Here is a 12,448-nt window from a genome sequence, read left to right as displayed (position 1 = left end):
CAACGAGTAAACTATGAATCCTGTAGTAATTTCTGTATGTATCATGCTGCTTCTAGCACTGATGCGCGTGAATGTCGTGGTCGCTCTGACATTCAGTGCCGTCGTCGGTGGACTTGTCGCTGGCATGGGGTTAAATGACACGGTCGCAGCGTTTGAAAGTGGCCTAGGTGGCGGGGCAACCATAGCACTAAGTTACGCTATGCTTGGTACCTTTGCCGTCGCAATTTCCAAGTCTGGCATTACTGACTTGCTAGCCAATAGTGTTATCAAACGTATACATGGCAAAGAAAACGGCGCCGCATCCACTGGACTAAAATACGCAGTATTACTCGCACTCGTATTAGTCACCATGTCCTCACAAAATATTATTCCGGTCCATATCGCATTTATTCCCATCCTGATTCCACCATTACTTGGTGTATTTGCCAAGTTAAAGCTTGACCGCCGCATGATCGCTTGTGTGCTAACATTTGGCTTAGTGACTCCTTATATGGTCCTTCCGGTTGGATTTGGTGGCATCTTTTTAAACAACATCTTGCTCAAAAACCTTCACGATAACGGACTTGAATCTGTGACCGCTAGCCAAGTCCCTGTAGCAATGTTACTGCCCGCAGCTGGCATGATTTTTGGTCTTTTAGTCGCAATTTTCTTTAGTTATCGCCAACCACGTGAGTATCAAGAAACTGAGTTCACTCATGTGGAAGAAAGCACAACATCAATTAATAAGAAGAGTATTCTCGTTGCTGCTGCTGGTATTTTGGCTGCACTATCAGTTCAGTTAACCACGGGCTCTATGATTATTGGTGCATTGGCTGGCTTTATGGTCTTTACCTTTGGTGGTGTCATTGCATGGAAAGAAACTCATGACGTGTTCACCAAAGGTGTTCATATGATGGCAATGATTGGCTTTATTATGATTGCTGCTGCTGGTTTTGCTGCTGTAATGAAGCAAACTGGTGGCGTCGAATCTTTAGTAGAAGCTTTATCTACCAGCATTGGTAATAACAAGCCTTTGGCTGCACTGCTCATGTTAGTTGTAGGCCTACTGGTGACTATGGGAATTGGTTCATCTTTCTCAACCATTCCCATTATTGCCACTATCTACGTCCCATTAGCGGCTGCTTTTGGCTTTTCTCCAATGGCAACTGTTGCACTAATTGGTACCGCAGCAGCTCTTGGTGATGCAGGTTCACCAGCCTCTGATTCGACTTTAGGTCCAACTTCTGGACTAAATGCTGATGGTCAACATGAACACATATGGGAAACGGTTGTACCTACCTTCGTTCACTACAATATTCCTTTGATAGTATTCGGCTGGGTTGCTGCAATGATTCTGTAATCAACTAACGATAAATCGACCAAAAAAAGCTGACTTTTCACAGTCAGCTTTTTATTTCCAAACTTTACTCTTAAAGTATAGAGTTAGTTTTCATTCAATTATTTGATGTTTTTATCAGCCACTGCGGATAGTACAGGAACCATATCTTTTAGTAACTTCTCTTCGACTGGCTTACCTGAAGAATCCGTCACATTAATAGAAGTACGGTTACCTAAATCACCAAATAGGAAAGTATATTTACCTGAAGACAAATGAATCGGTTTAACACCAATTTTGGTCCAAAATTCATCATTTGGCTCTGCGTATTTAGCTTTGACTGTTCCTTGTGATTGATTACGTTCCTCAATAGAAAAGCCCATTGATGGTAATAAGTTAGGCAAACGAGACCACAAGACATTGTATGGAGAGCGCGCAATAATAACTGGGAAACCACTGCGGTCTGTACCCATAGTTATTGGGATATTTTTGACTAACTCTTGAGCACGACGCTCTGCTGCCTGACGAACATCAAGATCATAACGTGCGGTAACCAAATTAGTCATCAACACGTTGTAGCGCTCTTTATTAGTCGCCGATACTGGGTGCTTTTTGCCAGCCTCGCGCCAATCAATCAAAGATATTTTGAAGCCATAACGTTTGTTCGCTTCCATATTAGTGATCTCATAACGAGAACCAATCTCTTCGTCTTCGTCTTCAGATATCCAAGTCACCCAATCCGTTTCAATACGACTATCGCTTTGCTCACGAATGGTGATCTTACGCTCCTCAAGCATAGTTAATACCGTTTGCCACACTTTATCTAGCTCATCTTTCTTAAGCAGCCATAACGTAACTTCTTCACCATGGCGCTCAGTACGCGCACCTGGAATTAACTCAAGAACTTGCTGAGGAGGTCGAATATCGACAGACTTCCCTACACCACCAGTAAACTCTCCTGACGGGATCTGGTAGTTTGGATAAATACGTGGTTCGACACCTTCAATATTTTTCCACTCAGTTAACGGTTGAGTATCGAGGTACTCAAAGTCATCTTTAGCCTGACGGCGCTGAGTCGCCCCGCCAGAGCAAGCGCTCAAAACAAAAACAGCTAGCGAACTCACGACTAGCTGATGAGACAATTTCATTGAAACTCCTGGTAATTAAATGCCGAAGCTGAGCTTCGGCAATTCATATTAATTTAGTCGATACGGGCGTCTGTCATTGCCTTTACCACCATTGGGCGAGCTGACTCAGACAGCTCAGTTAACGGTAAGCGTAAATCGCCACATTCTATCAAACCCATTTTATGTGCTGCCCATTTAACTGGGATCGGGCTAGACTCAACAAACAAGTTTTTATGCAGCAGCATCAAGCGTTGATTAATCGCTTCGGCTTCATCGAAATTACCTTCAAGGGCAAGTTTCATCATGTTCGCCATATCTGCCGCAGCAATGTTATTCGTCACAGAAATCACTCCCTGCCCACCACGTCTAACAAAATCGAGGCCACTGGAATCATCGCCACTTAGTAAGATAAAATCTTTGCCACAAAGTTCACGATGAATGTCAATTCGACTTAAATCACCCGTTGCATCTTTAAGCGCGACGATATTATCGATTTCAGCCAAACGAGCAACGGTTTCAGGTAGTAAGTCTACCGCCGTACGACCAGGAACGTTATACAAGATTTGCGGCACATCACTCTCTTCTGCAATCGCCTTATAATGTTGGTACAACCCTTCCTGAGTCGGTTTGTTGTAATAAGGCGTAACACTTAAGCAGCCTGAAACACCAGAATTATTCAGCAAACGACTGAAGGTAACTGATTCATGTGTGGCATTCGCGCCCGTTCCTGCAATAACAGGAATGCGCCCATCAGCAAATTCAACTGCCTTAGTCACCACTTTGACATGCTCTTCAACGGTTAGCGTTGCCGATTCTCCCGTTGTACCGACAGCAACTATGCCATTTGAACCAGACTCAACATGAAAATCCACCAATTTTTTCAGACTAGCGAAATCAACTTCACCATCATGGGTAAAGGGGGTAATGAGCGCTACAATGCTTCCCGAAAACATGTCTTTCTCCCTAATATAGATACTGTTTGCATGTTACTGTAAGGCGATTAAGAAACACAAGGGATTAAAGTCGCTTAAATCACCTATTTGAATGAATATTTACCATATGTTAGAACTTTGCCAAATTACACCTTGTATAGGTGTCAGACTGAGGTCATAAATCATACTTTATCTCGGGTCTACTGGCCCTAGTGTAACTATGCTAAGCTATTTGGTTAACAATCATAACAATGACTCAATAGTGATATTATGGCTCAACATCTGGTGATAACAGCAGTAGGGACAGATCGTCCAGGGGTGTGCAACCAAGTCGTACAACTCGTCACAAAAACAGGGTGCAATATAGTTGATAGTCGCATCGCTCTTTTTGGCCATGAGTTCACTCTTATCATGCTACTTTCAGGTAATAATGCCGGTATTATTCGTGTCGAGACAACGTTACCACTATTGGGTCAAGAACTCGACCTCATCACTATGATGAAGCGTACCTCTGAACATACGTATAAATATAATTATTATCATGTAGAGGTATTTGTAGAATCTGATGATAAACTGGGCATTACGGAGAAATTTACTCAGTTTTTTGCAGATAGAACCATTGGCCTTTCCTCATTGAGCGCACAAACTATTCATAAAGATAAAACTCAATGTTCTAAAAACCAATTCCACATTGCCATCACAGCAAAAGTCGATGCCCATTTTAACTTAATGCAATTGAACGAAGAGTTTGACGAGTTATGCACCACCCTTGGTGTACATGGATCACTCAATTTCATCAAAAACAGTCTATAGAAAGGAGAATCAATGAACACGCTAACCGCGGGTGCTATGGCCCCAGTTTTTTCACTTCAAGATCAAGATGATAATACGGTTTCACTCAGTGATTTCACTGGTAAGAAGGTGCTGTTTTATTTTTACCCCAAAGCGATGACACCTGGCTGTACCGTTCAAGCGCAAGGCTTGCGTGATGTGAAAGCAGAACTAGATGAGCACAATGTCGTGGTACTGGGTGTCAGTATCGACCCGGTCAAACGCCTAGGTAAATTTATCGAACGTGATAACCTCAACTTCTCCCTACTTTCTGATGAAGATCATGCCATTGCTGAACAATTTGGAGTTTGGGGAGAAAAGAAGTTTACCCTTACAAATTCTTTATGACAGATAACCTTGATGTTTTTTTTTGACAAATATATCTTTGATATGTGGGTAACATATCGAGGATTGTTTTGTGATAGAAACGCATGAAGAAAAATATTCTGATATTTATGATGACTACCTATTGCTTCCCATAGAGGTAGATACATTAGCAAAGCTAAAAATTTCAGCGAGCATCAATACTGAATCTGGAGAGGTGACTCACTCACCCTACCTTTCCCCCTCCAATCTGGATTCACGCCTAAAGAAAACCGATATCATCATTGCCCCTGACGGGACTATTGTTTACCCACAATCCCTATACCTAGTGTCTAAATTACGTGGTGAAGGTGCTGTCAAAGACACCGGCTCAATTGCAAAAGGCTTGCTAGCATTTACTCGTTATTTAGATTCCACTCATTACTCTCAAGTTGATGAAGAAGGTAAAGAAATACCACCTGAATATCTAACTTATAAAACCCTATCGAAGTATGAAGAAGAAGGGGCACCTTGGCTGTTTGCTGAGTTCTTACTTGCGAACTGCAATAATATAGAAGGTGCTAAGGGTGATGAAGCTTTTAGTTTATCTACAGCTAGAAGTTATATGAGTGCCGTCATTGGATTCTATAAGTGGATGCAAAAATATGGCTACATCAAAAATGATGATCAGCATGTTGTTACCCATTTCACAACTGGAACAATGCATCAAGAATTAAACCAGCACGATATGTTGGCTCACACAAGATCGGGCTCTAGACGTAATTATGAAACATCCAATATCATGAAGATGTTTCCTAAAAAAGAAAACACTCCCGCCCATAAAAAGCTAAAGCCTATGCACCCTGAGCACAAGGCTTTATTTAATGAACATGTAACTTCACTGCCAGAGGCCACAGAACTAATCTGCCGGCTATGTGTTGAGGCAGGACTTCGAATTGACGAAGCAATTCATTTCCCTGCTCACGACATAGGAAAGGCTGACTACAGTGATTTAGATGCAGTACCTATCAAAATTACTCGGACAAAAGGCAGTAAGCACCGAACTGTAGAAGTTCCCATTGAGCTGTACGAAGAGTTAGAAATATACAAAGAAAGTAACACACGACATAAAAACCTAAACAAACGAAATGAACTTGTTCAGGCTGGCGAGATTTTAGATGCCGTTGAGTACCTATTTATTTCAAATAAAGGGACGCCATACTCAGGCAACACTTTGGAAACACACTTTTCAAACCTTCGAAAACAGATACGCGAAGTGGACTCTTCTTGGTATTACCGTATTCATGATTTACGTTCTACCTTTGCCACCCATTGGCTTTGGAATGAGTCAAAAGAACGTGATGTTGGCTATGACTACCTTATGGAAGAGTTAGCCACACTAATGGGGCACGCAAACACTTCAACCACTGAAAAATATATTAAGTACATGAATAAGTTGGACGACCAAATCAACATGGCCAAGGCCAAAAACCGCAAAATAAACGGAGGTTGGTCGTAATGGCAAAAAGTAAAATCGCAAGACAATCCAGCTCTGTAAAACGTGTGCGCAACAGTCAAAATGTTGTGCCTTTGGAGCTAACGATTCCTTATAAAGGTTCTAATTCAAGAAAGCCACGGCCGTTCGATGTTTCTCACTTATTACATTTAGGGTGTAACAAAGAGAGTACGAAAATAGACAGCCGAGCTACATATATTCGTCGCTTTTGCCAAAAGGCTAACCAATATGTCAGCCATGGCAACTCAGCAGATACACTCAGAACAACCTACGAAGACCTACGCGCACATCTTGCCTTCTGTGATGCAGTAAATGTTGACCCCTTTACGGAAAGTGGGTATCTCAAGTTTGCTGGCAACGATGGCGAATTAAGGCATCGCATCAAGATGTTTAGCCCTTCTAAACGCCTGTGGGAGTACAGTCATGGTGATGAGTTAGGCATTAAAGAATCGACGTGCCCATCTCTGCTCTCATCTCTTCGTAGGGCGTTAAACTGGTGCGGATTGCCCGTTTCTGACTGGGCCTTACGTCATCGGGCGTTTTTTGGAGAAAGGACACCAAACAAGGGATATTCCGAGGAAGAAGAAGCACTGTTAGTGACACGTTTGGAGAACCTCTTCTTTACTCTAGCACCACAGCTCATTTCCGCCAAAGAAAACAATATCCCTCTGCCAGAATCACTTCCTATTGTTATTAGTCTTGGTGAACAAGAGGAAATAATTCGAATTGAAACTTCGTTGGATTCATGTATTGCAAAGCAAAGTAAAAATGGCACAAACGTGAATTCTGGTGCAGCCTTTAACCTAACAATGGGCGCAGCTTATCATTTGATGTGCTATTTCACTTCAATGAATGACAGTAACATTCGAGACATTTGCCACCCGATTAAGGTTCACACAGAAGAGCGTGATAAGAGCCTACAGGTTGTGAAAGTCTCAAGCCACAAGCCCAGAGCAAACAAAGGAGTCGATGCGCTATTAGTGGGTGAACAATTTGATGTTGATAAGCGTGATGGTGTGAAGTTCATTCGGTTACTCGAACGACTCTCTAGACTGTACGGCACTGGTGACGATGGCACCGAGTTAATTTTCTCACTCAATAACAACGCAAAGGTAAATCATAACTTTGACTTGCAACAGTTAAATAAAAGGCTGGTTAACCAACTGCACCTGCTCTCTCCGCTTCGGGCTGGCAGTCTGCCTTGGTTTAAGGAATTGTATTATGCCTACCGAAACCAGCAAATAATCACGTTAAACAAAACGGTCAATCACCTGGGGCGCTCGCTTGTTCATAAAGAAGTACAAGTAACCTCCAAACCCATAGCTGGACGAGGGGCAACCAATAGCGCCTACTGTATTTTGTCGTGCTACACAGACTTACCACTAAAAGGGATTTTACTTCCACTCACGTATTCTGATAGAGATAGTGATGGCAATGTAACCGTTTCTTTTGACTATAGAAATGGAATGGGTGGTTCCTTTAAAGTACCAGCTTCTGATTTAACGTTAATCAAAGGTATAGAGCAATACGCTACAGAGAAGGCAGACAAACAGCCAAAAAAATATGAACGACTGCTTTTAACGAGAGGTAATGACAACGGTCCTAAAGATTGGGAAGGTGTCAGTCCTATTTCATCAAACTTAATGGGAAAATGGTCTGTCGAGCCAAACCGTTACTACATCTCTCTTCAATCGAGTCGCTGGCGAGAAATGACCAGTAACCAAGCCTATGCTGAGGGAGGGGTTCAAAAGACTCAAAGTATACTTCAAAGTACAAAGGAAACGTTAGAGAAATGCTATCAGAACGGGGACCCCTTGGTGAATAAGGTCATCCTATCTCAGAGTATGGAAGTGGTTGAGAATCTCAATGGGGACACAAGCTTAGAGCAAGCAAAAGACATAGTGGTGAAAAGACGTGGCATTCCAATGTTGTCACACGATGAAGGGAAGAAGATGTGCGAGGAAGGTAGCGCTAAAACCAACCCCAATGGATTGCTTTGTAACGGCAAGCAAGTCATCAGTGAAGGCAAAAACACGCAGCGAAAAACAAACCATGCTCTAGGCGCAAACTTGCCTTGCGCTGAATTTGACATGTGTTACAAGTGCCAATCAGCCAAGGCATTAGATGACATTGAGGCGATTTATAAGCTCGTTTCATTTATCGATGTTCTCAAAGAAGCCCTTGATATGTACCCGGATTCCACAGGTGAGATCCATGAAAAAATTGAGCAATTTGAGTATACGCTAGACGGGGCGAGTGACGATGTATTCGATGGGGCTATGACAATATTTAATGCCCAAGGTCGTCACCCAAGAGTCTCTATCGACCACGCAATTTTATCCTTATCGTAACGGAGGCTCCATGATAAAACTCTCTGACCTAGAGCATCAAAACAAGCTTCTTAAAGCGCAAGAAAGCGTCGGCCCTCATAAAAATTACTTAACGGATGTATTACAGCCAGCGATTGAGCGTGGCGATTGGGATGAGCTAGAAAACCTTGATATTGGCTTTACTGTTACGGGTGAATCGATGGGTAAAATTGGCGATAACGAGGCTTGGAGAAACCTACAGCCTTATTTTGAGCCAAGAGCAAAGCAGACCCGCACTATTGATTTTACACTTGATGGTAAAGTCATTGAACGAAACCTAAAAAACCAGCTTAAAATCCTGTTACTTAAAATGATGTGGCTCTCACCTCATGACCATTCATTCAGCACTCTTTATGGGGCATTAAGGGACCTAAAGATCGTCATTATCCCACTTTTGGATGAAGGGTATAACACCCTATCTGCGTTAGACTTTGACCGACTCGAAACATGGGTCTTAACTGGCTTTACCGACATCGATTTTGAAAGAGATAAAATTTACAGAGGATTAAGTCACCTTTATACAGAAGCAAGAGGCTTGCCATTTGAGGTTAACCTGAATAAAAAACCCAAAGCCTCTGACTTTGGGTTAGCCCTCAAAGAAGCCCAGCAATATACCGTCATTCCACAGAGGCTTTACTATCGTGGCCTTCAAAGGTCAGAAGCCCTCATTAATGAAGCTTATGCCCTTCGTGATAAGCTAGAGCAATTAGCAGAATACATCACCATCTACTTTGATAAAGTGTATGAAGGTTATGCAAAGTACCTTACCAGTGATGAAGCACTATTGAAAAACGGTAACATTCAATGGTATTTAGAGAAAAAAAAACGCTCCCTTTCTTTTCAACAAGCCTTTGCAATACTTAACGCTCCAAGCGAAGAAGAGGTACTTGCTCTTGTACGTCTTCATAAACCAGAGATAAGAAACGATTACATTGACAAGTTCCACACCGAACGCCAGCAAACGATTGGGCAATGGTCCATCACGGGGCTTCAAGAGGCTCGTTCTCTCTTTAAAATGCTCAATGGTGGCTGCCTGTGGGGGTTAATGGCTCGAACAGGAATGAGAGCCGATGAGATGTATGACCTTCACACCACCCAGGGCTGTAAGGTTGAGACAATCAAAAAGCAGAAGATACATGTTATTCATGCCGACCTATCAAAAACTGCCAAAGGCACTCAATCAAAGCAGGATGAGTTTGTTACCACTGAGACGGGCATGAAAGCGTATGAAGTCCTTCAAGCACTGCACTCGCCACTAAGAAAGCGACACCCAAACTCGCGCTCCTTTTTTCATAAAGTAAAAGAGGATTTCAGTGGAATAACTAAGCACCAATTAGGAAAGCACTCTAAGGCTTGGTTTAATGATGCAATGAGCGAAGAGATAGCGCTCACCAATGAAGACATTGTTGACCTAAAAACCTCTGACCCAAACTTATCGTTTGAAGTGGGTAAAGATTATGAATTTTCAGGGCATCAACTTCGCCGCTCTTTTGCTTACTACTTAATTGGTTTTGAGCTTTGCAGCTTTCCGCAACTTAAACAGCAGTTTAGTCATGTATCAATGGCAATGACTCGCCATTACGCTAAGAATGCCAGTAAATTCCAGAAAATCAGAAAGCAAAAACAAAACCTAGCCCACGCAATTGATGAAGAAAGAGTCGATCAACAAGCCCAAGTCTATCTAAATATCTATAAAAAACTTGCAAACAAAGAACGTGTCGCTGGCGGGAAGGGTAAGGAGTTCGCAAGAAACATGATGAAAGCTGAGCGCAATCTCTTTAAGGATAAAGTAGATAACGACATGCTATCGCTCAATTACTGGAAAAAACAAATTCGAGAGCAAAAACGTCACATTCATGCTGTTGCCCCTGGCGTTTACTGCACTTCAACCGGTTGTAGTCTACGCACACAGGTCAACCTTTTAGAATGCGTCGACTGCAAGAATGATTACATCGTTGATGCCGTATTTGCTGAAGCAAAGCGCAAGGAGGCAGAAATTCACATGCTTTACGATATTGAAAACGACGAACTGACCCCTCAAGCCGCCTCTGAATGTTACCAAAAAATAGAAGCTGCTGAGCGTATTATGGACGATTTAGGTCTCGACTATGAGCCTGTCGTTTTTCCAGATGAAGTTAAAAATCTACTTATCCCATGCGGAGTTGTTTACTAATGTCACAGATAACTAAAAATAAGCTCATCAAAGCATTGGAAAGGCTTTTAGATAGCGATGTTACGAAGTTGACGTCGAAAGAACTGCGCAATAAAGCCCGAAAGGGCAAGCTCAAAATCAACAATAGCAATGTTGAAAAAGAAGCGGGCCTTTCCGCTGGCGCACTCAGAAGGCATAACGACGTCGTTTTAATGATAAAAAATAAATCATTAGAAGTACAAGTTGCTCAGGATGAAACCGCTGACTCTCCTATTGAGATGCTTCAAAAAGAGATAAAGTCGCTGAAAGGTGAGAGAGCGCAAGCGAATAAGAAGAAAAAAGAATACTACGACGAAGCTCAAAGCCACAAGGAAGCATTAGCCACTCAAGTTGCCACTCATATAAAAATCGTTCAAGAGCTTATGGATATGCTTCATGAAAATCAGAGAGAAAAGGCGATGGATAAAATCGCCTCATCTCGCTCAGACAACGTGATTGCCCCCCAATTTAGAAAACCAAAGTAGCTTTGGTCCGTCAAATCTAAGGAGCGTCCTGTTTAGCGTAATAACTAGACAGGACACTGAATTAACGATAAAAACGTACACTCTAACGTAATAAAAATGCACTAAAAAGGACGTGGCGAATAACGCTACGCCAAATACCATTAATTGAGAAAGTAAGGACAAAACCAATGGCAATCGAAGCTGGACAAATCGCACCAGATTTTACCCTGAATAACCAAGACAATAACCCAGTGACGCTATCCGAGTTTCAGGGGAAAAAGGTATTGCTCTATTTCTACCCACGCGCTTCAACACCTGGCTGCACAGTTCAGGCTAAAGGGTTACGAGATACTAAAGCTGAGTTAGATGCCCACAATGTTGTTGTTCTTGGTATCAGTCCAGACACACCGCAAAAATTAACTAACTTTATCAACAAGCAAGAGCTTAATTTCACTTTGCTAGCCGATGAAGACCACACAGTTTGTGAAAAGTACAATGTTTGGCAACTCAAGAAATTTATGGGCCGCGAAAATATGGGGGTAGTACGAACAAGCTTCCTGATTGATGAGTCTGGTAACCTTGAGCATGTATTTAATAAGTTCAAGACCAAAGATCACCATGAAGTCGTATTAGACTACCTAAACAGCAAATAAGCTTCCATGAGCAATTAACTCTTAACTTGGGGGCAGGCATGATTGGCTACATTCGAGTATCAGATTCACAAAGAGCCGATGGCGAATCACAAAGAGAAGCTATCAAGGCGTACGCTGCTAAACGTGGCATACAAATAACGGATTGGATAGAAGAGCACGAGTCTGCCACCAAGACAGAGTTGAGCGAGCGGAAGTTATTTTCTCTCATCACCTCTCAACAAAGTATCATTGTATCGGATATCACTCGGTTGGGTCGCCATAAAGTTATGGAGCTAGTAGGTGCCATTGGTCAAATAGCCTCATACGGAGAGCTACACTTAGCATACAACGACACCATCATAAGCTCAGAGAACGTTGATAATGCTGAAATCATTTTTACGGTTATTGGGCAGTCTTTTGCCAGCGCTGTAGAAGCCCAGAAGCGCTCTGAGCGAGCTAAAACTGGCCACGCTAAACGAAAGGCCAAAGGGCTATCATCTGGTCGTCAGAAGGGGCAGAAGGTGAAATCAAGGCTTGATGAGCATACAGCGTTTATATTGAACCTTCTCGACACAAAGACCACCAAAGCTGAAATTCTTAGGCAACTAAACGAACGTGGTGTATCGATTTCTCGAAGTCGATTCTACTCTTGGTTGGAAGCCCGTGGACTTCATAACAAAAAAGCTGAATTTCAGGTGGACATGTTCTCATAGCAAGCCTAATTTGCCTGACGTCCCTCACTTTTCGCAAACTCGTTTTTGCCCCGAA

10 protein-coding genes and 1 pseudogene are annotated in these 12,448 nt (G+C 42.4%); 9 read left to right on the top strand and 2 right to left on the bottom strand.

Annotated elements, in window-relative coordinates:
* The first annotated feature begins 13 nt into the window (after positions 1 to 13).
* Positions 14 to 1,339 carry a Na+/H+ antiporter family protein gene (locus tag OCV27_RS04335; protein ID WP_125319448.1) on the top strand — a complete coding sequence of 442 codons (1,326 nt, stop codon included), beginning with the start codon at positions 14 to 16 and terminating at the stop codon, positions 1,337 to 1,339.
* A 98-nt stretch (positions 1,340 to 1,437) separates the two neighbouring features.
* On the opposite strand, the gene bamC is transcribed toward OCV27_RS04335, so the two are convergent.
* Both bamC and dapA read right to left on the bottom strand, forming a co-directional pair.
* Positions 1,438 to 2,463, bottom strand: a complete 1,026-nt coding sequence (gene bamC / locus OCV27_RS04330; RefSeq protein WP_125319447.1) for an outer membrane protein assembly factor BamC — start codon at positions 2,461 to 2,463, stop codon at positions 1,438 to 1,440.
* Between the two features lie 53 nt (positions 2,464 to 2,516).
* Positions 2,517 to 3,395 carry a 4-hydroxy-tetrahydrodipicolinate synthase gene (gene dapA / locus OCV27_RS04325; RefSeq protein ID WP_125319446.1) on the bottom strand — a complete coding sequence of 293 codons (879 nt, stop codon included), beginning with the start codon at positions 3,393 to 3,395 and terminating at the stop codon, positions 2,517 to 2,519.
* A 249-nt stretch (positions 3,396 to 3,644) separates the two neighbouring features.
* Between dapA and OCV27_RS04320 the strand changes: the two genes are divergently transcribed.
* The 8 genes and pseudogenes from OCV27_RS04320 (at position 3,645) to OCV27_RS04285 (ending at position 12,393) form a co-directional block, all read left to right on the top strand.
* Entirely contained in the window at positions 3,645 to 4,187 is a 543-nt protein-coding gene (locus tag OCV27_RS04320; protein ID WP_125319445.1) for a glycine cleavage system transcriptional repressor, read from the top strand.
* A gap of 12 nt (positions 4,188 to 4,199) precedes the next feature.
* Positions 4,200 to 4,532: pseudogene (gene bcp, locus OCV27_RS04315) on the top strand (thioredoxin-dependent thiol peroxidase); the annotation flags it as partial.
* A 91-nt stretch (positions 4,533 to 4,623) separates the two neighbouring features.
* Positions 4,624 to 6,027 (top strand): tyrosine-type recombinase/integrase, encoded by a 1,404-nt coding sequence (locus tag OCV27_RS04310; protein WP_125319444.1) that lies wholly within the window; start codon positions 4,624 to 4,626, stop codon positions 6,025 to 6,027.
* Positions 6,027 to 8,375, top strand: a complete 2,349-nt coding sequence (locus tag OCV27_RS04305; RefSeq protein ID WP_125319443.1) for a hypothetical protein — start codon at positions 6,027 to 6,029, stop codon at positions 8,373 to 8,375. Before OCV27_RS04310 ends, OCV27_RS04305 begins: the two co-directional genes overlap by 1 nt.
* A gap of 10 nt (positions 8,376 to 8,385) precedes the next feature.
* A complete protein-coding gene (locus OCV27_RS04300; protein WP_125319442.1) occupies positions 8,386 to 10,566 on the top strand; it encodes a site-specific integrase in 2,181 nt (726 codons plus the stop codon).
* Positions 10,566 to 11,069 carry a bacterioferritin comigratory protein gene (locus OCV27_RS04295; RefSeq protein WP_125319441.1) on the top strand — a complete coding sequence of 168 codons (504 nt, stop codon included), beginning with the start codon at positions 10,566 to 10,568 and terminating at the stop codon, positions 11,067 to 11,069. The genes OCV27_RS04300 and OCV27_RS04295 overlap by 1 nt, the downstream gene beginning before the upstream one ends.
* 167 nt (positions 11,070 to 11,236) lie before the next feature.
* Positions 11,237 to 11,701 carry a thioredoxin-dependent thiol peroxidase gene (gene bcp / locus OCV27_RS04290; RefSeq protein WP_045625667.1) on the top strand — a complete coding sequence of 155 codons (465 nt, stop codon included), beginning with the start codon at positions 11,237 to 11,239 and terminating at the stop codon, positions 11,699 to 11,701.
* A 38-nt stretch (positions 11,702 to 11,739) separates the two neighbouring features.
* On the top strand, positions 11,740 to 12,393 hold the full coding sequence (locus OCV27_RS04285; protein WP_125319440.1) for a recombinase family protein: 654 nt from the start codon (positions 11,740 to 11,742) through the stop codon (positions 12,391 to 12,393).
* The last annotated feature ends 55 nt before the right edge of the window (positions 12,394 to 12,448 follow it).

This window comes from Vibrio pectenicida (assembly GCA_024347015.1).
Lineage (GTDB): Bacteria > Pseudomonadota > Gammaproteobacteria > Enterobacterales > Vibrionaceae > Vibrio > Vibrio pectenicida.
The sequence above is the reverse complement of the archived record's forward strand: the minus strand, read 5'-3'. Positions and strand labels throughout refer to the sequence as shown.